The organism is Hyphomicrobium facile (assembly GCF_900116175.1).
Classification (GTDB): domain Bacteria; phylum Pseudomonadota; class Alphaproteobacteria; order Rhizobiales; family Hyphomicrobiaceae; genus Hyphomicrobium_B; species Hyphomicrobium_B facile.
Genome location: NZ_FPCH01000001.1, coordinates 310,322 through 330,248 on the forward strand (window position 1 = coordinate 310,322; position 19,927 = coordinate 330,248).

The window sequence follows — 19,927 nt, forward strand, 5'->3', positions numbered from 1 at the left end:
CTAGCGTGAGAGGTCTGACCGATCCGCCGGAGCAGGCGAAGACCTTCGCTCTGACGACCAGCGCATCGACACGTAAAGCACCGTAAGCAGAATCGCCAATGTAACGAGCGACGCGTACCCACGCGACATGCTCAGGCCTCCGGCGTCGAGTGGCTTTGTCAGGAAATCTCCAAAAGTGGCGCCGAAGGGACGTGTGAAGACGAAGGCGATCCAAAACAACAGGACGTCGTTCATTTGCGTGAAGTAATGCAAGGCAGCCACTGCGAGAATGATACCGGCGGTTACCAGTGCGCCCTGGATAAAGCTAAGTCCAACGTCGTCTACGAGGTAATCGCCGAACGCGGTTCCAAGACTGTTTGAGAACAATACGGCCAGCCAGAACATCGACTCAGCGCTTGGCGCCGTGATCGGGTATACTCTGAGATTACCTACGCGGTGGTACCAGACCGCAAGGCTTAGAGCCAATCCGGTCACGAGTATTATCGAGCCGGCGAAATAGCCTAGGCCCATCGAGCGATCCATAAAGTCGGATATTTCCGTGCCGGCAGTCGTCGTTGCGATGATCGCCGTCCAGAATAGGACGGGGTGAAATGTTTTGCTGCCGATCTGGGTCCATAGCACGATGCCCAGTACGGAGAACGTAATGGCTAGGCCGACGTAGTATCCGAGGCCAAGGGTCATGGAGATGAAATCGCCCGCGGTCTCTCCGAGCGTCGTGGCTAGCACCTTCATAATCCAGAAGAAGATCGTGACTTGGGCGACCTTCGAATAGGTCGGCGCGCCGGGGACCACGTGCTCTCGGTTCATTCGTGATCCTTTCATTGGGAGGCTTCCCTCTGAATGGGGCCTGGCCGTTCATTCCAACACTTCGCATTGGCGGGCTGCGCGCAACGGCCTTCCGCGAAAATGTCTTTCGATCGCTTCGAGCGCGGATTTCCGGTCTCGATAGATCCGTTGATTGCCCAGATAGCAGTTGGCGATCAAAACCAACGTCGGGGTTCCTACGGCTTTTGACGAACTAAGGGTCGCCAAGATCCCTTCAAACGCTTGGGCTTCGAGGGCAGGCTCCGCGAGTTGGCTCGCAACCGTCTTGACCAGATCGATATCGGCCGTCTTGAAGCGCTTGACGCTAAGGTTCGCTATTCGACGCGACGCCGAAATCTCGGCGATGAAGACGTCGATCGTCGCGCCGGGGCGGCCGGCGAACAACGTGAGGATGGCGCGAAGCGCGTTGGCCTGTTTGGTGGCGCCGAGAGCCCGGAAGCCCTGCTCGATGGCTTCCAAGCTTTCCTTGAGCCGCAACGGATAGGCGGTGGAAGGGCTCATTCGCTTCAGCCGCGTGAGGATCGTTTCCTTATGACCCTCATCAAAACAGCCCGCGAAGCGATATAATTCCTGCGACTTATCAAACTCTGCCAGTTCCGCGAACGCGCGAAGAGATCGCGCGAATTCCTTAGTGTGCATGCCTTATTGCCCTAACGATCACAGCGAAGCGGACCAACGTTCAGTCCCTTGGCGGTCACTTTGGGGCGCGATGCATACAGTTCTGTATGCCGGCGACGGTGCATCTGGGTTGGCCTTGACGATATGGGCAAGGCCAATCGCGTGCCCGCGCTCCCGCTCGGATGCCTGAAATACCGGAACTATCGCCCGAGGCCCCGCGTTCATGGCACGCTTGAACACGTTATCGGGAGAGTCCCCATGGGAAGACTTGACACGACGGATGAGGTCAGATCGGCCTCGCACGATCTGGCCGATAGAGCCGTGGATGCTGGATTGAGAGCCGTCGATTCGCTGGATCGCGCGGTCTCGAGCGCTCAGGATACCGGGCAAAGACTCGCTGCTCAGACATCCGAACTCAGTGATAATTTGCAGAAAGTTGCCAAGAACTTTTCGAAGGCCATCGACAAGTCTGTCGCCGAGCAGCCGATGACCACGCTCGGAATGGCCGTGGCCGCCGGTTTCATTCTCGGTGCAATCTGGAAATCTTAATTTCGGAGTTATCCGGTGTTCGCAAGCTTATTCAAGAGAGCCGAAGCGAGTGTAGAAAATACACTTGGCGAACTCGGGAACCGAGTGTTGATCGGCATTCCGTTTATCGTGGCGCTGGGTTTTGCCGCAGCCAGTTTTTCATCGTACGCAAATCGCAACTACGGTCCCGAGATCGGCAACCTGATCGTCGCGGGAGGATTTATTCTTCTGGGATTTCTCGTTGCGCTGGTGGTGAAGTTGCGGAAGCGGCCCGGTGGCCCGGCATCCGAAGTTCATGAAGAGCCGGCATCAGAGGAACCTCAGAGCACCGGCCCTTCTTTTCTAGAAGACGAAAAGGTGATGAGCATCGTTTCGGCTGCCGCACCGATCGTGCTTCCGGCAATGCTACGAACGGCATCGAAGAACTGGCCGCTCATTCTGGCGGCCGCGGCTGGCCTCTACGTCTTCAGCCGCTCCGAGAGCGCGGGGAGTGCTCAGCAATCCCCGCCGCAAGCTTGATAAGGAGAACTCAATGGGATCCGCAGATATGAACAGGCCCGACGACGATACGATGGAAACTCAGGAGCACGATGAAAACGGATCGATTCTCAGCGACCCGACAGTCGCGTTGCTGGCAGCAGGGGCTATCGGCTTCGCGGTGGGGGCCGTGATCTGGCGATATCGAAAATCCAACACGTCTTCGTATGGCTCATTTGGGCGGGCCTTTGACGTGGCTCGATCCGGCGCAACTGACACGGTACAAAGACTTAGCAGGAAACTGCAGGAAGAGGGCTATTCCCCTGCCCAGATCGAAGGCGCGGCAAAGAAGCATTTGGGCCGATTTATCGACGCGGTGCAGAGAAGGGCCTACTAGTTTCGCGGCGCGTTTTATGTAATCGAAATCCGGAACAGCATCGTCGCGAGCGCCGCGCCGATGCTGTTCCGATTTTTTTGCGTCGGCCCCAGGAAAGGCCGGGTGCGGGCGAAATTTCACCGAACATGACAGGAGCGAACGCGGGACATGCAGCCGATCCAAAAGATCATTTTTCATATCGTTCTGATCGCCGGTATCGCAATTATCGTCAGTCACTATGGGCACATGGGCGAAGCGTTTTCACCTGCCGATGCGCAGGATGCGCACTCGGTGAAGTGAAGAGTTTGAAGTTCAAGCACCTGCGATTTCGAGACACGTCAGCACACGTCCACTGCTCAGGAACTTAGTGGTTGCGCCACGCGTTTAAAGCCGCATCCACAAAAGGAATTACCGCTATGGGCAGCACAGCTGACAAGGTTTCCGGCTACGCGAATGAAGCTGCAGGAAACATTAAGAAGAACGTGGGCAAAGCCGTCGGTTCGGACAAGATGGAGATCGAAGGCGCTCTTCAGGAATTGAAAGGTGAAGCGCAGGTCGAGGTCGGAAAGGCGAAAGCTACCGTCAAGGACGGCGCCAACAAAGTTGCCGACGAGATCAGTCGCAAGCTCTAGTCGAAAGCACAAAGGCCGGTCGACGACCGGCCTTTTCTTTTCTGGAGGTTGCAATGCGCGCTGTCGACATCAACAACAACGGTTCGACCTCAATTCGTCGGCTAAGAAAGCGCCAGGCAGCCTTTGCTGTGGGTGACGCGCCCCGCCGGCTGACGGCGATGAATGCCGCTTGCTACATGGTCATCTTCGCCGGCGCCATACTCATTCTTTACTACGGCAGCAGCGTATTAATGCCGCTCGCATTGGCGGGCCTTCTGAGTTTCGTATTGACGCCGGCAATTCGTCTGCTGAAGCAGGCCGGCGTTCCGAAAGTGCCCGCAGTGATTGCTGTCGTCGTTATCTCAATTGCCGCCATTGGTGGCGTTGGCGTCGTCGTCGGCGGACAGATCTCGGATTTGCTCGAGCGAATCCCGTCCTATGAATACAACCTGCTCAAAAAGGTTTCATCGGTTCGTTCCGCGTCTGTCGAATCCGGTGTGCTGGAACGGGCAAGGAGCACGCTCAATGATCTCCAGGCGGAGCTTTCGCGATCCGACAGCGGAAAACGTTCGGCCGTCCCCGCTGCTCCGGATGGCACTGCCGCCGTCAAGCCGATCCCGGTGGAAATACACCAGCCGCCGGAGCCGGTACTCGATAAGACGGTGTCTCTGATCCGCCCGCTGATTTCGCCGCTTGCGACGACGGGGCTAATCGTTCTCTTTCTCTTTTTCATTCTCGCACAGCGGGAAGATCTGAGAGACCGGTTTCTAAGGCTGGCGGGAAAGGGCGATCTCCAGAGGACGACTGTCGCGCTCGATGATGCAGGCGACCGGCTCAGCAGGTTTTTCATCATTCAGGGTTTGCTGAACACGAGCTTCGGCGTGTTCATCGGTTTGTGCCTTTGGGCGATGGGTCTGCCAAATCCTGTCCTATGGGGCGTTCTCGCAGGGCTGATGCGGTTTGTTCCCTTCATCGGCTCGGTAATCGCGAGCGTGTTTCCGATTATTCTTGCGGCCGCAATCGATCCCGGGTGGTCGCTCGTGTTGTGGACGGCGGCGCTGTTCCTCGTGTCCGAAGTCATGGCGGGGGAAGTCATCGAGCCGATGCTCTACGGACGCAACACGGGACTATCTCCTGTCGCGGTGGTCGTCGCGACGCTTTTCTGGACGTTGTTGTGGGGGCCGGTCGGATTGATTCTGGCTACGCCTCTGACTGTCTGTCTCATGGTTTTAGGCAAGCACGTTGAGGCGCTGAGATTCCTTGAGATCCTGTTTGGAGACGAACCGGCTCTCGAACCCCACGAGCGATTATATCAACGCGTTTTGGCGGGTGATGGCGTCGAGGCGATCGAAGTTGCCGAGCAGAGCATGAAAGAAATGCCTCTGATCCGCTATTACGACGACGTCGCGTTGAAGGCGCTGTCGATGGCTTACGAAGATGCTTCCGCGGGGCGGCTGAGCGCTGACGAGATCACAGAAGTCAAAGACGCGATCGACGACGTCGTCGATGGCTTGTCGGAACATGCGACCGGCGTTGAGCCCGCAAAGGCAAGTGATGCGCCAAGCGAGAAGTCCGGGGAGGATGCCGTCAGAAGCGATGTCGTGCTTTGCCTTCCTGTTCGCAGCGAACTCGACGAGGGGCCGCTTTTGATGCTGGAACAAGTGCTCGAGGCGCAGGGCATCCATGCATCGACGCTTCCCTACAACGCGTCGATACGGCTGCGCGCACTGGATGCCAGGCGCAGCCCGGCAAAGGTCGTCGTCTTCGGCTATTTGGGATCCAAAAAGGCTCCGGCGTTCATGGGCATTCTCATGCGTCGAGCGCGCAGTGTGATGCCGGATGCAATCATCGTTGCAGGCTTTTGGTCGCTAGTGAGTAATAGCGCTCAGGCTGAAGAGTGGCGGGAGGCCGTCGGCGCGGATCGTGTCGTGACCAAAATTTCCGACGCTTTGGTGCTGTGCGAGGAATTGCTTGAACGCACGGGCGGACGCTCCGGCGCCATCGCAGATAGCGAGCCGCCTCGCACCGATATCGTCTACGAAAATTCGATGCGGTTCGGCGAGGAACTCGGTCCCTCGGCTTAGAACTCCGAGCGTTCTTCTGTTGGGATATGGTCAGGCGACGAGATCGGTTGCTGACCGTAGCTGATTACGGCGAATAGCATACGGTTTTGTGGTATTTCGCGTACCGTAAGTGGCTGATCTCCATCAAAACAACCGCCTACGGATGAACAGCTGTTCAGGCAACGGCTCTTCGGAACTTCATGGATGTCATACCGTTGAAAGGTCGCGTCCATGAGGCGTGGATCATCACCGCTGATCCAAAAAATAGAGGAGACCGGCTATGAAGATTATTATCAAGTGCGTGCTTGCTGCCGCCAGCATGATTGCCGTTTCGGCCACCACAGCTTCGGCCGAAATCGTTTGCAACGGCGAGGGTGATTGCTGGCATGTCCGCGAGCGTCACGCGTATCGTCCGGAATTTGGTGTGCGTGTTTACTCGGACGATTGGAGATGGGCCGATGCTGACGCCAAGAGGTATCGCTGGCGCGAACACGAGGGACGCGGATATTGGCGCAACGGTATCTGGATCGAGTTCTAAGTTGAAAGTGGCGGTCGCTTTTAGGGCATCGCGACCGCCACAAACGAGGTCGAACGGAACCGTTCGAACTCGCTAAAAAGGAGAACACCCCGACGAGCGAGGGTTGCTGTCGGGGTGCGGGGTCTCTCCCAGATTTGCCAATGAGGGCGAGAGATTTTGACCGTTGCGTGAGGCATGATTCGAAGCAAGGGCGAAGCCCGAGTTTTCAACAGCATGCGGAATGACATCGGCAATCGACTGTTGACGAACAGTGTAAATCATCGATTGCGCCGCAAACCGCCTATTTCTTTTCCAAGAGGAGCTTGGTGCGGGACGCCAGTCCTTTGAGTGCCAACTCTGCGAAACGCTGAAGAAGCCACGGCAGAACAAGTTCGAGGCGCACGGAATCGTTCATCACCAAGGCGGAGCCACTCGCCTTGTGGCCCATTCCGGTCAGACTGAACTCCAAGAGATCGCCGTTCCAAACTTCACGGTCAATCGTCACGAACGGGAGATGGGCTGACGCCAATCCGCTTTTCATGCGCCGTATAGCTTCGTCTTTGCCAAGACGATGAGGAATGGTGATGACAACGGGCTCCGACACGACCTCATATCCTTGCAGTAAATTGCGGGCGGTCTAATCCGCCGATTGAGCAATATAATATTGGCTGCTCCATAACGCCGATCAGCAAGACTTCGATCCAGGCTGCGGAAGTGATCGGATTTGCTCTTATTTTTCGGTCGAAGATTGAGCCTGCTTTAAAATCGATCCGTATACCGTGCATTATCTCAGGTTTTGGCGTTTCCGTCCAAGGATGGTTCGATGTCTCAGGTGCTGCGAGGCGGCATCACCCGCCTCGACGTGATGACGAAGTTCACGCTCGCGACGCTCGCACTTGCCAGCGGCGTTTATACGTACATTGGCGTTCGAAGCCTTCTCGAGGGTTCCCCAATCGAGGTGTTTCTCGCCGCGATCGTGTATTCGGCGGCGGTCTCCGTCGCTATATTTGCATTTTGGACGTATTTGATGCGATTTCTGCCGCACGTTCGGCAGGCATCGTCGCGGCGGCTCATGTATGTCGCGATGTTTATCGGCAGCTTGATGATCCTCGCGATGTCGGCTTGGCTCAATGCGGCAGCGCTCGCGGGGGCCGCGGCGCTCCAGCAGCACATGGCGAATTCGACCGACCAATTTCAGCAGAGCCTGGATAGGGCGCACGGCAATGCCCTCGCGGCGCAAGGCCTTTTGCCTGACATTCAACTGGCTTCGCGGCGGTTTGCCATTCTTTCCGATCAAGAACGTCAATCGGGCGCGCTTACTGGAACGTCGGGAAGCGGGACGGTGGTTCAGCTGACCGCACAGATGTCGGCGCAGCTCAATGCGCTTGCCGGCGAGGTCGACGCGTCGCGCGACCGGATAAAGACGCTTTTCGAATCGGGAAGCAAGACGCTCGAAAGGATGCGTCAGCTCACTTCCGGGGCGGGACCAATCGATGAGCGGACGAACGAGTTTGCAGCAGAGACCGTGGTCTTGACCGGGATCATCGCCGATCTGCAGCAGACGTCGATTGCACCCGCGGTCAAGCGGACTGCGGAGGATCTATCGAAGTCCTTTATCGCGCCTGCCGCTGACGGCCGGACCGCCAATTTGGCAGAACGCCAGAACCAAGTCGTTGGGAAGGTGGAGCAGTCGATCAAAGCTCAATCACAGGCGTTGGCAATGGCCGCTGACGACATACTATCGCGGCCTGAGGTGAAGCCTGTACGGTTCGTTCCTTTGTCGACGGCTGAAGCCGTGATTCAATACGGCACCGACTTTCTGCCAAGCTGGGCAGGCGCCATCTCGCTGGACCTGATGCCGGCGGTATTGATTTTCATCCACTCGATCGTCTTCGAGGCGATCAGAAGGGATGAGGGCGACGCGCGTGACGAAGATGGAATGTCCGCCGGGGAGGTCATGCGGGCTCTCAAGATTTATAACAACATGCAGGCGCTCGAAACACGGCCCTTATCATCGCAGCCTCACGTGGTTCTCGAAAAATCTGCGTCCGTGGAAGCGCCCGCGCCGGGTGTCGAGAAGCCACCTGGAAATGTCGCCTCCATCAATCCGGCCGCGGGATTTAACCGCTAAATGTCATGGCTGAAAAACGCATCGTGTGGCGGGAAGAGGGTGTCTTAGAGGGCGCGCTCGTACGATCGATATTTCTCTTCCTGGTGGCGATGAGCGCCGGCATGCTCGCATTGGATCTTCGCGACCAGCTGGATCTCACGCTCGACGAAGGAGCGGAGCAGGTGACGCGTGTCGTCATTCAACCCCCGTCCCGAACGGACCAGGAGCGGCCCTACTTCCCGAAGGCGTTGCCCGTCATCCGTGGAGCAGGAAGCCCGAAAATGCCGGGCGTTCCGGACAAGCCTACGCCCGATATGGTGGCCGGCCGTATGTCGTTTCATGTGGGCGCCAACGGCGATGTCTCGGCAGTCGGAAGAATTGAAACGGGAAGTTCCGACGATTTCGAGAAGTTTCTCGATCACGATGGAAAAGGCGCAAAGACGATCTGGCTGCTTTCGCCGGGAGGGTCGGTGCCGGATGCCATCAGCATGGGACGCTCCGTCCGGAAGCGCGGGCTCGATACGATGGTGGCCGACAATGGATATTGCGCGTCGTCTTGTCCGCTGATGTTTGCAGGTGGTGTTCGCCGCACGGCCGGGAAGCACGCGCTGATAGGAGTTCATCAGGTTTCGGCTGTGGCGAAAGGGGCTGAAACTTGGGGCGACGGTATTTCCGCCGCTCAACAGATTTCCGCGCGCTGCGTGGAATATCTAGTCAGCATGGGTGTCGATCCAGATAGCTGGATCAAAGCAATGCGGACGCCCAAGGAGCGTCTTTATATTTTCAGGACCGATGAGCTTCACCTCCTCAAGATCACGACGGGAGCGGCGAAGACCTGAATCCTCGCAAGTTGCCAATCCTTCATGTTTGGCATTCAGCGGTTCCGATTTCAGCGGGCCGGCCTGACGAATGCATCCTCAATTGCCACTTTCGCCTCGCAGCCAGTTCATATGGGCCGCAGATAAGCGGGACTCAGAGTCAATTCGAATAGTTCTGATGAAACCGATCCGCTCGTTCTGCCGTATGAAGGGGCACGTGGCCCGTGACGCTTGCAGACGGTGCCGACGAGCTGAAGCAATTCAGCGGAGCCCCGGCGGCTTTCTAGCCGGGGCTTTTTCATTTTTTTTGCGATGCACCTACTGCAGCGCACGGCTACATTGCCGAGAGTCAAGGAACACGCGCACAACCCACGCGTAATCCATATGCACGATGAGAAAAGCAAAACACGCAAAGTCCTCACGCCCGCGAGGACGATGAAAGCGGCGAAGCCCTGAAAGGGGTCAGAAGCCGTATCACACCGGAGGAAACCCCGAGTGTGGAGAGCCTCGGTTTATTCCGGGGCTCTTATTTTGGGATTATTCGCGGAGCTATTTCCGCTTCGCCTTCAGATACGCACCAACTTTCTCGACGTTATTGGATCCGACAGCCCGGATCGCGCCCGCGAGGCCTTGTCCGGTTACGCCGAATTTCTTCTTCCAATATTGAACCTCATAGGGCTCGCTCATCGCTATGCGCGTACGGTCCTGCTTGCCTTTCTTTGTTTTGTCATCGGCCATTGGAATATCCTTTCCCGACTAGCTTTCGCATTCAAATCGTACCACGGCTTCTCATTGTCCGCACACTGTCGAAATGCGAAGTCGATCGGTTGCGAAATCGTCCGCGGGATCGGCGACAACGAGGTGTTAGGCTGCTTCCGTCTGAAGGGCATGATCCGGGCGACCAATGATTATGCTCGCCAACTTCATGGGGTCGCGCTCGCCGCGGTCAGCTGCTTCAAAGAGCCTTTGTACCATTGTCGGAATGGAAATCTGCAGATCGCGCTCGGCCGCTTCACAAACTGCGCGATCGAGCACGGCATAGAAGCCCGCTAGCTCGGCGGCCGTATAGCCTTGTGTCTTCATGTGCGTCCCTCAACGTGGTGTGCAGCCCCGTTCATTTACAGAACCGTCAGCCTGGAATCGAGGTTCCAAAAGTTCTCCCGACAATATTTTCTTTATGTGCCCCAATATGTTCAGACTTCTTTAACAGCCGGTGTGACCGGCGCGGCGCCCGACTCGTTTCAGAAGTGGCGATGTGCCTTCAGATGCGCGCTCAAGGAGGCTTTGTTTCTGCCCGGCTACTGCAATCGCAACGAATGCGCTTTCAGCGGGTTGACCGATCAGCTGGCAAAGGGAGCTCAGTCATGACCATTCGCAAGGTGAAGTCCGGTTATCGGTTGTTGTCGAAGAAGGGCAAAAATCTCGGAACCTACAAGAGCAAGGCGGGTGCTGAGAAACGCGAGCGGCAAGTTTAGTTCTTCAAGAAGAAGGCCGCGCACGGATAGAGGCGTATAGAGATCTTCTCCACATCCAGTCTGTCGGACAGTCCTCGTTTTCAACATGTCGTCCACCGCAAAGATGGATCGGCAACATGTGCTGCCCTTGTAGCACCTAGTTTTTGGCGGAAGGGATGTTCGACGGGAAAGTAAGGGGGAGTACGGCTCTTGCAGGCACTCCGCAATTTACAGCCGCGCGCGAATTCCGATGACATTTCGTGGCGCATCGGCATCTTTGCCATAGAGAGATTGAGGCCGGATCCGAACAATTGGCTGGCGCCAAGTGCGCTTTGGACTGAATATTCTCTCTGGTGCCGCAAGAAGGATGTGCAGCCTCTGCCTGTCGCCAACTTTCTACAGAAGTTCGACGAAGCGGCGACGATATTGGGCGTTCGAAAGCTTCGTGCGGGCGATGAAGTTGGCTACGCGAGGATTGCCTTCAAACCTACGGCTTGATGATCGCTCGGCGTGCCAAGGATCAGGGGGTGTAGCCGACGCCTGACGTGCCTGAATCAGGTGTCATGGCAGCGTCCGCGTTCGAGGCAGCGGGCGTTTCAGAGTCCGCGTTGAGCGAGTAGGCGCTCAACGCCATGAATGAGATGAATAATACCGAAAGCGCGGCCACAAGCGATTTCATAAGTCACCCTCGCTAAACCCGCCTGTAAACGTGACTGCCGGGCTTTGGGTTCCGCGACTTCGGCGGAACCGGTCATTTTCGTTTTTATGGACCGGGTCCGGTCGTCTTCATGCTGCTTTTTGCATGGTTGCGCTCATGGCCTCGCAGCTCTCTGCGCAAACGCTGCAATCATCCACGCAATCCTGCATGTCTCCGATTTTCTGGCAGCTTTGAGCGCATGCGCGGCAGATTTGTGCGCAGGCGTGACAGACGAAAACGTGCTGGGGAATTCCCGTCAGCAGGACGGCTGCCGCCGCTTGGCAAATTTCAGCGCAGGCGATCATCAACTGGAAATGCTCGGGTTCCGTATGCTTGCCGCCAGACTCCAGGCAATGGTTCATGGCCTCGCTGAAACATGTGGTGGCGCAGGTCTGGCAAAGATCGGCACAGGCCCGCATTTCAGTGCTGAGTTGTTGCATCGTACGCTACCTCCAGGAGTTCGATACGGGAGGAACTTCGGATAGGCCCGGGAGTTGCGGGCTTGCGTGGGGGTGTGTGCAATTTCCTTGATCGACTGCGCCATGACTTCCGCGCCACGAGAATGGCGCCCGGGGGGCGACTTCAGCGGTTTCGGACGGCAAGCAAACCGGGGAGCGCCGAGCCTTGCGGGCCGATTTCGGATATCGCCTCCTGACAGCTCTTCTGCATGATTATTCTGCAGGGATTGGGATCGTTTTGATGGACACAATTTTTGACGGTAACCCAGGCGCTGTATATTTTCGCAGCTTGGGCGGTGAAGCGATCGAGCTCGGCGCCCGCGAAGGACGCCTTTAAATTTTTGGCTTTATCGGTGAGGGCGGTTCTGTCGCAAATTTCTATCGCGCCGAGCGCTTCGCCATATCGGGCGCCGGCCTCTTGCGGGGAGAGTTGGGATGAAGCGCCGGCGAAAGCGTTGGTTAGTCCGAGGGACAGAACGAGAAGACATCCCAGCCCGGAAACAGGTGTCGACAAAAGGTGTATTGCGATCCGGCGCTCGTGCTTTGTCATCGCGACCGTTCAGTTTGTTATAGGCACTCCAGTCAGAATTACGTCGAGCATAACACTGTGGATCACAGGAGGTCCGCGGCAGGTCCGCAGCGGCGGTTCATTCGAAGCCAGTCAACTTCTGCATAGCTCTGCCGAGGATGCTGTTGAAGCGCATCGGCCCCTCGGAGGCGACCAAGCAGATGCAGTCCTCTCCGGCGCCAGCAACCGGAGCGTGCTCATCACCTTCATTCATATCGGCGACGTCGCCGACGCCGTATGAGCCGGTATTGTCAGTGAAGGATCCCCGCAAGACGAGGGTCATTTCCGAGCCAATGTGGCCGTGGTCAGGAAGTTTCAATCCCGGCGAAACCCTGATGAGGCGCAGGGACCCTTTAGCTCGTCCCGAAAGCGGAATCCGATGCTGCCAAACGCCAAAGCCAGCCCATTTCCATGGGATATCCTTGAGCCAAGGGCCGACATACTTTCTGAGAGCCGAGGGTACGTCGCCCTCGCCTGAAGCAAGCACTTTGGGTTCTTTCGAGTCTCGGAGTATGCCAATTCCCGTAGTGAGTGAGGCCGAAGGAACATCATCAAACAGCGATGCGCCTATGGTTTCCATGATCGCCAATTCGCGGCGGCAACGTTTGCAAAGCGAGATATGGCTCGCCATAACGGCGGCCAAAGCCTCCGGCATGCTTCCGGCGGAGCAGCTCACGAGGTTTTCAAGCGCCGGATGACGTTCGATGCTCATTCGTCTTGTGCCCCAACCGTCGCGCGAAGTTTTAAATATGCCAACCGAATACGCGATTTTACGGTGCCGACCGGCAAGCCCAGCCGCTCAGCGATTTCACGGTGGGACAGACCATCGATGAACGACAAGACGACAACTTGATACTGATCGCGCGGCAAGGCATCCAGCGCGCGGTGCATGTTGAGCCGTCGCTCTTCATCCGAGACGACCTCATCCGGCTGTGCATCCATGCTCGCCTCCTGATCGTAACCATCGGGAAGCTCAACCCACATTTCCTCCTTACGCAGCCGATCGATCCTTAGATTGCGCGCGATCGTAAAAATCCACGTCGTGACACTTCCGCGTTCGCTGGAGTAGAGGTTCGCCTTGCGCCAGACCGCCAGAAGGGTTTCCTGCGCGAGTTCTTCCGCGGTGTTCGCGTCCGCGCCGTGCCGCATCATGAAGGATTTGACGCGCGGCGCGTATTTCTGGAACAGCTGTTGAAATGCCAGCCGATCCTTCTGGTTTGCGATCTGCAGAAGGTTGTCCGAGTCAGACATGCTTGCCGATCTTGGTTTTCGGTCACGGCCGAAAGGATATTCCATGCCCGGCTCGTTGACGATAGCGCTCACGATAGATAGCGGCCATTCCGATCCCGTCTATCTCAATGTCGCTCTCGTCGTTGCGCTGATATCTTGCGGATCAATCGTTGGATCGTGGCGGCCATGCTTGAAGTGTATGGCGCGGGATCGCGAATCCCTTGGCCTCTACATCGCCCGCTCACTTTCCTACCAGGGCGTGGCGGTCGATATCTCGAGCACCCGCTCACACCGGCGCAGGTCCGCATCTACAATCAATACCACCGCCTACCAGATTATCCACGGTGGGTGCGCGCAACAATCTCAAAAGCAGTTAATTCCGTTTTCGCGGGCGGCAGGTGAGCGAGGCGCCTCGACGAAACTGGCTCGGAGAACAACCGAAGTGTTTACGAAACGCCTTGTTAAACGTGGCGACCTTGGTGAAACCCCATTTTCGCGCCACTGCGGCTATTGCCTGTGGATGTGACGGAGGCGCGATAAGTTCCTCACGAATGTGGTCGAGCCGCCGTGCCAAGATATAGGAATTGAACGTCGTCCCCGTCACCTCGAAGAGCCTGTGCAGGTATCGTACGGAGATGCCGAAACGTTTCGCTGTGCCCGGTGGCGATAGTTCCGGATCGGGAAGGTTGCGGTTGAGATATTGCAGGATCCGCGGAAGAAGGTGGTGGCGGTCGGCGCCCGTCTCCTCTCCATCAATTCGATCGTAGAGGCCTGCCGTGAGCGGCAAGAGAACAACGCAAGCTCTGTAAAGGGCCAACAGCCTCTCTTTGGAAGACCCATGCATGCCGTCTGCAATCATCGCGAGACACGAAAAGATCGGGCTCATCGCGTTGCGGCGGCCCACTACAACGTTTCCCAGTTCAGTTTCAGCGCCATCAACGAGCGCGTACTGCTCCTTGGGAATCATTAGGACAACGAGTTCATGAGATGCTGGGTAGGCTGCGGTCATCATGGGCCGGCGGGCGCCGTCTATGACCACGAAGTCGCCCTCGCTAACGATATCGATGCGGTCGTTTTGCTTGATGGTTATCTCGCCCGAGCGAACGTAGCAGATAGCGAAGTAGTCGGACGACGATGGGGCGATGTCAAAGACGCCCCCCGCACTGGAGGGTGAGGACCTCATTTGACTTATCGTGCCATTATCCAGCGCGATTGTATCGAGAAGGCATGCGCGCTCCTTGCCGAGGTCGCCTTCGGATAAAGGGTTCACTCCGGCGAGGCTTGGGAAAGGTGAATCGGGAGCAATGCGATTGCCCAAGTCGGGCCGCAGATTCAAAGTGCTGGAGAGATCCGAGTGGCAAAAATGGGCGGCAGCGCCGATACCGATGTCATCATTTATGCGCACACAAGACCCCGTTTCATTTTGCACGCACCATGGCGCCGTTACCCCCGGCCACAGATGCAAAACTCTCATATATAAAGCAGTCGGGCTGGACACGCATACGCGCATCCAGTCCGATCAACCGCATCACTGAGGAATTTTCGCGCTCCCTGCTTGCTTGAAGAGCGCAGCGCCGTCTTCTTTCAGAAGGTATCCCTTCTTCACGAGATCTGAGGTCGCCTTTCCGTATTTTTTTGTATAATCGAGATGGGTCGGATAGAGTGCCTTTAGCTTATCGGCGGACCAAAGTTTGTACTCGCTGCAATTTTCTGAAAGCACGTATCTTCCGACACCGTACGTGGTCGTAGGAACAGTCAGCATTGGCAGGCGAAGGCCGCCCTTGGCATTCCCATCTGCATCGTAAACGATCGTGTTGGTACCTGGGCTCAACTCAATCGGCTGTGCAGTCGGCGGTGCTTTTCCTTTTTCTGCCCACTTGATCAAGTGGCGATAAAGCGCCTTCTCGGCCATATAAAGGGGTACTTCGGGCGTTTCAGCGGGGCATGACCAATTGTACTCCGAGAAACCGATTTTCACGAGATCCGCCGCCGCGGCGTCACTGAAGAGATACTGGAATCTCCAGCCGTGGTTTGAACCGGCAAGTTCCCAAGTCCGGCTCTTGTCGGTTTTAGTATTGCTATCAGGTTTCCGAGGATTGTTGCGGGCTGGCCAGATATCCCACTGCGAATTGATCATCACCAATGGGACGCCACGACCGGGTACAGCCAACTGAGGATCGTTGGCCGGCAAAGCTGTCGCGCACTGATTGATCGGCGCTCCGAGCGGCGAAATTGAAGCCTCAGCAATGTAGCCGTCAAAAACGGGCTTCCCTTTTACGGTCGCCAAGTTGTGGATGTACTTGTAATAGGTGATCAGGTAGTTCCCGCTTTGCGATTCACCAGCGAGGTAGGCATATTTAGCGGGCTTTGCTAGCGGGTTTGTCTTGTCCTTCGACTTAACCAAGGCGGCCACCTGCGAAAAAATATCATAGGCTAGGCCGTTCTCGTACAGCTTCGAGAGGTTGCTGCTGTATCCGCCCTCACCGGGCAACCTTCCGCACGTCTGCTGGGCAGCTGGCAACGGATTTGGCATCGAGAGGGTAGAATAGCGATTGGCGTCAAATCTGATCATACCGTCAAATACGTTCGGCTTGCTGGTAATGCCGACATAGACGTCGTTATTGGCGACAATGCTTTCCCAAAGCGCTCCCCACATCGCGGTCCAATCGTAGCCCGCGCTCATGTTAATGATCTCGACGACGACGCGACCGCTAAAATGTCTCATGTTCTTCGGTCGACGGATCATAACTCGCGTCGTGTAGTTGGCGCTGCCTGTAACGTTGACGTTGTAGTTGTTGTTCGGCAGCCAATTGTAAACATTCGCTTTGCCGGATGCGAGGTACTCCTCCTCCACGAAGCCATACTTGGCCAAGTTTATGGGCGTGTTCTGCCAAGCGGCTCCGTTCCACGGATGCGACACGCTGGTGACGGGGATCGGTCCCTTTAGAGTTGGCAGAGGGACATCGGTGCTAGGATTGCCACCTGGTTTAGGTTTGCCCGCTACAGCAGGCGCTGCGCAAACCAGAGCACTAAGGAGCACGCCCCCCAGTATCGCCATTAATCGCATTTTGTTCTCCGTGACCCGTTGCAGTATTCAGTTTTTTAGCCAGCAGAAGGTTGGCTCGAATGGTTCACGGGATCGAGTGCTTTCGTCGCAAAAAAATAATATTTGGATGGAGGGGGGTGCTGTCGCGGAACTCATGAGAACCCAGCAGAATCCAAGAGGAATTGGATGCTCAACAGAATTATGTCGAGCAATTCGCTGGAGGCACGCTTTTTTGATGTAATTGCGAAGTGATAGACGGCATTCAATACTGGCGCGCCTCGGTATTCGCCGCAAAATACTCTGCCGCATTCGCGGAAGCGCTTTTCAGCGCGTTACAATTCAAGCCGGTATCTAAGAATCTGCTGAACCGCTGCTACGCTATTTCTATCGAAATAAAAGACATACGCGAGATCAAACATTAATTGAGTGTCGGATATCCCCCGACCGCGCGATTCCAGCGCCGGATCATGTCACGCCACCAAGTCGGCTGATGATAGGGATTTAATAGGTATCGTTGGGCAACACTTCTACGTGGAGACGCGGCGTTTATCACACTTAACGCAGTCGCATCCTATGCACAAGCCTTAGGCACAAAGATCGCTATCAAGCCTATTGCGACGGCTATTAAATAGCGCTTCCAATGGCCATTTCTTTGGAAATTCGTTTTACGGAAAAAAACAGGCACAATGCAAATTAAGTCGGCGATATTGGGCGCAAACCGTCCCCTGAAGCCAATATCCGTCGCGTTCTGCATAAACGATTAAGAAGCTCCTCGCGGCTATGTCCCTCCAACCAATCATCCTTGACAGTGGAGATAGTCTTTCGCGCGTCGTTGACCCGGCAAATGGCCGCTTGTGTATTTCGGGCAACCCGCCAAATTCTCGTCAAATCGCGCCCAAAAATACCCAGCGACAGATTCGGACCGATAGCCCTCAACTTCAACTCCACCTCTTCATCTTCCTTAAAGGGAATAACCAGAAACACTGGGCAATAGAGGCTCTCTCGCACGATGCGCATCTCAGTGTTGCAGCAATCAAGTATCGTAGGTTTTAAGATCGCGGCCCTACCCCGATAATTCTCAAGTTCCCGTCCTCCTAGTCGGAGTTCAGCACCTGCATTTCTTGCCTCTTGAATGCGAGTCAAAGCCTCCGCGAGGTGACGTTTCGAGGGCAGAGAACCAACTTCCGTTTCGATGTCCAAAGGGTTGCCCACGGCAAGAGTGGCAACTTTTTCCCTTAGCCGCGCGATGAACCCCGTCCGAGCGCGCTCGGAAACAAACAGAAGGGTCTCGCTGAAGGAACGCGACCTAGCCCAGCTGCGTGGTCCCCGCACGAGGCTCTCCGCTGCAAGATCAAGATCGGCGTCTTCCAATACGATTACCGCCGATTTCGCGAGCCCGCCTCGGCCGGCCGTCAAAACATCTGGCCTCCGGAGCAAACCTTCCGCGACGTGCCCGCCAACGGACTTTAGAGCGGCATCAGGGATACCGACTTCGTGCGCAAAACTGCAAAGGCGGTCGACGGCGCGCGATCGGGCGCCGGGCACGCAAATTATGACGGCATTGGCGAGAGCGAGGGCGGGCGCCGCAATTTCGCTTCCAGTGAGCAGTGGCGAATTCCAATGAGCGTTCGCAACCACGACACCGACAGGTTCTCGTTCGAGGTAGCCGAAGACGGTCTCTTCGAATCCATGACGCACCTGCTGCGGACGCGAAGCGAGTTCAGCAGCCCGTTCGAAGCTCGATATAACCTGGGGCATGTCAAAGCGCTCGATTTCGCCGACGGGACGACCTGTGTCCCGAGCCTGAAGTCGCGCGATCGACCGGATTTCACTACGAAGAAGCAGAGCCAATTTTTGCAGAGACTGCGATCGTCTTTCGCCATTGGTCGTCCGCAGTGTCAAAAGTGCGCCGGACGCGTTTGAAATCACCGCGTCGCTGTTCAAGCGCTCCGATGCAGTCATTACTATCGGTGGCGAGGCGGCATCGAATTCGACAAACTCCGTTTTCTCCACGAGAAGATTGACCAAATTGGAAACAATCGCCCGCGCTTTGGCTGCATCCGCCCTCCCGGTTGCGTGTGATTGCAACCAAAGACCATCTATAGTTGCTGCAATCAGAGTCGCGCACACATCGACGCGCGCCGGAGCAACAAGGCTGCGCAGACCATGCCGCAAATTTGAGCGCATGCGTCGTTGGTAGATCGACTGAACACGTCGATAAGGCTCCGAATGCGCGATTTTGCCCCAAAATGCTAACCAAACAGCGCTTGTTCTCGGATCGAACTGCTCGGCGTCAAGAGCTGCTTCGGGAACGGCAAGCACCCGTTGAAGAGGAGTACGCGCCTCTCGCATGCGAGCCGCGGTGGCAAACGAAAGACGGGCGGCCATGAATCGGAGAGTGGCCTCGAGCAAACCGTCCTTATCGCCAAAGTAGTGGGCAAAAAGGCTTTGTGAAACGCCAGCTTTGATCGCGATTTCACTTAGCGATGCGGACTTGAACCCCACCTTTGAAACCGTTTCGATCGTCGCCATAATCAAGTGCCGTCGGCGCTCCGCTTCAAAGCTCCGTAACTGCTCCAACCGGATATATTCGGATCGCCGTTCGCCCATATCCCCATTCATCAAAGAATTTAATTCCCCCGTAGGCAGTTCTTCGGGAATGCTTCCGCTTCTCGGCTGCCTCTCTCTCTCTCTAAGCAATTCTGCAGCGCGGGCAGCGCCGTGAAGTCCGGCGACCCGAAAATCCTAAGACCAAAAGCCTAAGACCTTTGGCCTATCGATACATTGCAAACGCGTCCAGTTTCTGCGCAAATGCGTCATAGTGGCCGATCTGAAGGCAAAAACTTCGCGAACGAGTACGTTCATTTGCTGGTGAACACGCTGTGGGAGCCCAGGTCATACCGACGGCGGGCCTCAGCTTTGAGCTTTGTGGCGATGAGCCTCGGTACGGCCGCCTCACCATGAATTGGTCAGGCCGGGCTCTGTTTTTCGCGCTTGCGCTCTTTCTCGATCAATCGCGACTTCGAGCCGAAGGTGTGACCATCGAAAGCGTCAACCCGTCGCAAAGCATCAAGGTGCAAGTCGACAAAGCAACCATCAGAGACGTGCTTCAGGCATTGCACGACAAATACAGTGTTGAAGTGGCAGCCAACGGCGACGTCGGATCGGATGATCTGATCTCGGTAACATTTCAGGGCAGTCTGCCGGAAATACTGGGGCGATTACTTCGTAATCAGAACTACATGATCGTCCGATCGAAAAAGAACGTCACGGGCGTGGAGAAGATTTTGATCGCCTTCTCTGACCCCTCAAAAGGCCAGAAGAGTGTGACGCCGCGGCGAACGCTGCCGGTGCCGCCGGAGATTCCCTGAGCCTTCTCATTCTTCCAGCCAGACCGCGGTGAGCGCGTTGGGACCCGCGATGTCCTAGCCATGGTGCGCATTCTCCTGCAACCACGATCGAGCTGCGGCCTGCGATCTTTCCGGGGCGGACTGACAGCGTGGTCCGTAAGGGCGATGACGGCGAGCGCGA

General features: G+C 56.4%; 24 protein-coding genes. 11 read left to right on the forward strand and 13 right to left on the reverse strand.

The genetic code is table 11. The features are described 5' to 3' along the window. Entirely contained in the window at window positions 1-807 is an 807-nt protein-coding gene (locus BM399_RS01495; RefSeq protein ID WP_092863227.1) for a COG4705 family protein, read from the reverse strand. A gap of 48 nt (window positions 808-855) precedes the next feature. Next, complete coding sequence (locus BM399_RS01500) at window positions 856-1,464, reverse strand: hypothetical protein (RefSeq protein WP_092863230.1); 609 nt, start codon at window positions 1,462-1,464, stop codon at window positions 856-858. Between the two features lie 237 nt (window positions 1,465-1,701). On the opposite strand from BM399_RS01500, the gene BM399_RS01505 reads away from it, so the two are divergent. The 7 genes from BM399_RS01505 (at window position 1,702) to BM399_RS01530 (ending at window position 6,036) form a co-directional block, all read left to right on the forward strand. Beyond that, window positions 1,702-1,992 (forward strand): DUF883 family protein, encoded by a 291-nt coding sequence (locus tag BM399_RS01505; protein WP_092866112.1) that lies wholly within the window; start codon window positions 1,702-1,704, stop codon window positions 1,990-1,992. A gap of 15 nt (window positions 1,993-2,007) precedes the next feature. Further along, window positions 2,008-2,490 (forward strand): hypothetical protein, encoded by a 483-nt coding sequence (locus tag BM399_RS01510; protein ID WP_092863233.1) that lies wholly within the window; start codon window positions 2,008-2,010, stop codon window positions 2,488-2,490. Between the two features lie 13 nt (window positions 2,491-2,503). Continuing rightward, window positions 2,504-2,845 (forward strand): hypothetical protein, encoded by a 342-nt coding sequence (locus BM399_RS01515; RefSeq protein WP_143111299.1) that lies wholly within the window; start codon window positions 2,504-2,506, stop codon window positions 2,843-2,845. A 147-nt stretch (window positions 2,846-2,992) separates the two neighbouring features. Further along, window positions 2,993-3,124 carry a hypothetical protein gene (locus tag BM399_RS21450; RefSeq protein ID WP_280140511.1) on the forward strand — a complete coding sequence of 44 codons (132 nt, stop codon included), beginning with the start codon at window positions 2,993-2,995 and terminating at the stop codon, window positions 3,122-3,124. Between the two features lie 116 nt (window positions 3,125-3,240). After that, complete coding sequence (locus BM399_RS01520; protein WP_092863239.1) at window positions 3,241-3,456, forward strand: CsbD family protein; 216 nt, start codon at window positions 3,241-3,243, stop codon at window positions 3,454-3,456. Between the two features lie 53 nt (window positions 3,457-3,509). Next, on the forward strand, window positions 3,510-5,519 hold the full coding sequence (locus BM399_RS01525) for an AI-2E family transporter (protein WP_092863242.1): 2,010 nt from the start codon (window positions 3,510-3,512) through the stop codon (window positions 5,517-5,519). 259 nt (window positions 5,520-5,778) lie between these two features. After that, window positions 5,779-6,036 carry a hypothetical protein gene (locus BM399_RS01530; RefSeq protein WP_092863245.1) on the forward strand — a complete coding sequence of 86 codons (258 nt, stop codon included), beginning with the start codon at window positions 5,779-5,781 and terminating at the stop codon, window positions 6,034-6,036. Window positions 6,037-6,316: 280 nt separating this feature from the next. On the opposite strand, the gene BM399_RS01535 is transcribed toward BM399_RS01530, so the two are convergent. After that, entirely contained in the window at window positions 6,317-6,619 is a 303-nt protein-coding gene (locus BM399_RS01535) for a polyhydroxyalkanoic acid system family protein (protein ID WP_092863248.1), read from the reverse strand. A gap of 219 nt (window positions 6,620-6,838) precedes the next feature. On the opposite strand from BM399_RS01535, the gene BM399_RS01540 reads away from it, so the two are divergent. Beyond that, window positions 6,839-8,146 (forward strand): hypothetical protein, encoded by a 1,308-nt coding sequence (locus BM399_RS01540; RefSeq protein ID WP_143111300.1) that lies wholly within the window; start codon window positions 6,839-6,841, stop codon window positions 8,144-8,146. Between the two features lie 5 nt (window positions 8,147-8,151). Then, a complete protein-coding gene (locus tag BM399_RS01545) occupies window positions 8,152-8,964 on the forward strand; it encodes a COG3904 family protein (protein ID WP_092863254.1) in 813 nt (270 codons plus the stop codon). 528 nt (window positions 8,965-9,492) lie between these two features. Here BM399_RS01545 and BM399_RS01550 read toward each other — a convergent pair. Both BM399_RS01550 and BM399_RS01555 read right to left on the reverse strand, forming a co-directional pair. Further along, window positions 9,493-9,681: a DUF3606 domain-containing protein gene (locus BM399_RS01550; protein ID WP_092863257.1), complete on the reverse strand. Its 189-nt coding sequence runs from the start codon at window positions 9,679-9,681 to the stop codon at window positions 9,493-9,495. 126 nt (window positions 9,682-9,807) lie between these two features. Continuing rightward, on the reverse strand, window positions 9,808-10,026 hold the full coding sequence (locus BM399_RS01555; RefSeq protein WP_092863260.1) for a hypothetical protein: 219 nt from the start codon (window positions 10,024-10,026) through the stop codon (window positions 9,808-9,810). A gap of 581 nt (window positions 10,027-10,607) precedes the next feature. Here BM399_RS01555 and BM399_RS01560 point away from each other — a divergent pair. Then, window positions 10,608-10,895: a hypothetical protein gene (locus BM399_RS01560; protein WP_092863262.1), complete on the forward strand. Its 288-nt coding sequence runs from the start codon at window positions 10,608-10,610 to the stop codon at window positions 10,893-10,895. A 22-nt stretch (window positions 10,896-10,917) separates the two neighbouring features. On the opposite strand, the gene BM399_RS21035 is transcribed toward BM399_RS01560, so the two are convergent. From BM399_RS21035 to betI, 8 genes are all read right to left on the reverse strand, one after another. Then, the gene (locus tag BM399_RS21035) at window positions 10,918-11,076 is read right to left on the reverse strand and encodes a hypothetical protein (RefSeq protein ID WP_177228011.1); all 159 of its coding nucleotides are present in this window, start codon (window positions 11,074-11,076) and stop codon (window positions 10,918-10,920) included. Window positions 11,077-11,183: 107 nt separating this feature from the next. Beyond that, entirely contained in the window at window positions 11,184-11,534 is a 351-nt protein-coding gene (locus BM399_RS01565; RefSeq protein ID WP_092863265.1) for a four-helix bundle copper-binding protein, read from the reverse strand. A 142-nt stretch (window positions 11,535-11,676) separates the two neighbouring features. Further along, window positions 11,677-12,102, reverse strand: coding sequence for a hypothetical protein (locus tag BM399_RS01570; RefSeq protein WP_092863268.1), 426 nt, complete (start codon window positions 12,100-12,102; stop codon window positions 11,677-11,679). Window positions 12,103-12,199: 97 nt separating this feature from the next. Then, window positions 12,200-12,832: a ChrR family anti-sigma-E factor gene (locus BM399_RS01575; protein WP_092863271.1), complete on the reverse strand. Its 633-nt coding sequence runs from the start codon at window positions 12,830-12,832 to the stop codon at window positions 12,200-12,202. After that, entirely contained in the window at window positions 12,829-13,371 is a 543-nt protein-coding gene (locus tag BM399_RS01580) for a sigma-70 family RNA polymerase sigma factor (protein WP_092866115.1), read from the reverse strand. Before BM399_RS01580 ends, BM399_RS01575 begins: the two co-directional genes overlap by 4 nt. Before the next feature lie 352 nt (window positions 13,372-13,723). Beyond that, window positions 13,724-14,779 (reverse strand): helix-turn-helix domain-containing protein, encoded by a 1,056-nt coding sequence (locus tag BM399_RS01585; RefSeq protein ID WP_177228012.1) that lies wholly within the window; start codon window positions 14,777-14,779, stop codon window positions 13,724-13,726. Window positions 14,780-14,878: 99 nt separating this feature from the next. Then, entirely contained in the window at window positions 14,879-16,417 is a 1,539-nt protein-coding gene (locus BM399_RS01590; protein ID WP_143111301.1) for an alpha/beta hydrolase domain-containing protein, read from the reverse strand. 672 nt (window positions 16,418-17,089) lie between these two features. Beyond that, entirely contained in the window at window positions 17,090-19,018 is a 1,929-nt protein-coding gene (gene betI, locus BM399_RS01595; protein ID WP_092863281.1) for a transcriptional regulator BetI, read from the reverse strand. A gap of 413 nt (window positions 19,019-19,431) precedes the next feature. On the opposite strand from betI, the gene BM399_RS01600 reads away from it, so the two are divergent. Beyond that, window positions 19,432-19,767: a hypothetical protein gene (locus BM399_RS01600; RefSeq protein WP_177228013.1), complete on the forward strand. Its 336-nt coding sequence runs from the start codon at window positions 19,432-19,434 to the stop codon at window positions 19,765-19,767. The last annotated feature ends 160 nt before the right edge of the window (window positions 19,768-19,927 follow it).

What these genes read in the sequence shown, in the direction of transcription:
- BM399_RS01530 (WP_092863245.1), top strand. Translation starts at nt 5,779, where the DNA reads ATGAAGATTATTATCAAGTGCGTGCTTGCTGCCGCCAGCATGATTGCC.
- BM399_RS01525 (WP_092863242.1), top strand. Translation starts at nt 3,510, where the DNA reads ATGCGCGCTGTCGACATCAACAACAACGGTTCGACCTCAATTCGTCGG.
- BM399_RS21450 (WP_280140511.1), top strand. Translation starts at nt 2,993, where the DNA reads ATGCAGCCGATCCAAAAGATCATTTTTCATATCGTTCTGATCGCCGGT.
- betI (WP_092863281.1), bottom strand. Translation starts at nt 19,018, where the DNA reads ATGAATGGGGATATGGGCGAACGGCGATCCGAATATATCCGGTTGGAG.
- BM399_RS01520 (WP_092863239.1), top strand. Translation starts at nt 3,241, where the DNA reads ATGGGCAGCACAGCTGACAAGGTTTCCGGCTACGCGAATGAAGCTGCA.
- BM399_RS21035 (WP_177228011.1), bottom strand. Translation starts at nt 11,076, where the DNA reads ATGAAATCGCTTGTGGCCGCGCTTTCGGTATTATTCATCTCATTCATG.
- BM399_RS01565 (WP_092863265.1), bottom strand. Translation starts at nt 11,534, where the DNA reads ATGCAACAACTCAGCACTGAAATGCGGGCCTGTGCCGATCTTTGCCAG.
- BM399_RS01495 (WP_092863227.1), bottom strand. Translation starts at nt 807, where the DNA reads ATGAACCGAGAGCACGTGGTCCCCGGCGCGCCGACCTATTCGAAGGTC.
- BM399_RS01545 (WP_092863254.1), top strand. Translation starts at nt 8,152, where the DNA reads ATGGCTGAAAAACGCATCGTGTGGCGGGAAGAGGGTGTCTTAGAGGGC.
- BM399_RS01550 (WP_092863257.1), bottom strand. Translation starts at nt 9,681, where the DNA reads ATGGCCGATGACAAAACAAAGAAAGGCAAGCAGGACCGTACGCGCATA.
- BM399_RS01505 (WP_092866112.1), top strand. Translation starts at nt 1,702, where the DNA reads ATGGGAAGACTTGACACGACGGATGAGGTCAGATCGGCCTCGCACGAT.
- BM399_RS01590 (WP_143111301.1), bottom strand. Translation starts at nt 16,417, where the DNA reads ATGCGATTAATGGCGATACTGGGGGGCGTGCTCCTTAGTGCTCTGGTT.
- BM399_RS01555 (WP_092863260.1), bottom strand. Translation starts at nt 10,026, where the DNA reads ATGAAGACACAAGGCTATACGGCCGCCGAGCTAGCGGGCTTCTATGCC.
- BM399_RS01570 (WP_092863268.1), bottom strand. Translation starts at nt 12,102, where the DNA reads ATGACAAAGCACGAGCGCCGGATCGCAATACACCTTTTGTCGACACCT.
- BM399_RS01500 (WP_092863230.1), bottom strand. Translation starts at nt 1,464, where the DNA reads ATGCACACTAAGGAATTCGCGCGATCTCTTCGCGCGTTCGCGGAACTG.
- BM399_RS01515 (WP_143111299.1), top strand. Translation starts at nt 2,504, where the DNA reads ATGGGATCCGCAGATATGAACAGGCCCGACGACGATACGATGGAAACT.
- BM399_RS01575 (WP_092863271.1), bottom strand. Translation starts at nt 12,832, where the DNA reads ATGAGCATCGAACGTCATCCGGCGCTTGAAAACCTCGTGAGCTGCTCC.
- BM399_RS01540 (WP_143111300.1), top strand. Translation starts at nt 6,839, where the DNA reads ATGTCTCAGGTGCTGCGAGGCGGCATCACCCGCCTCGACGTGATGACG.
- BM399_RS01580 (WP_092866115.1), bottom strand. Translation starts at nt 13,371, where the DNA reads ATGTCTGACTCGGACAACCTTCTGCAGATCGCAAACCAGAAGGATCGG.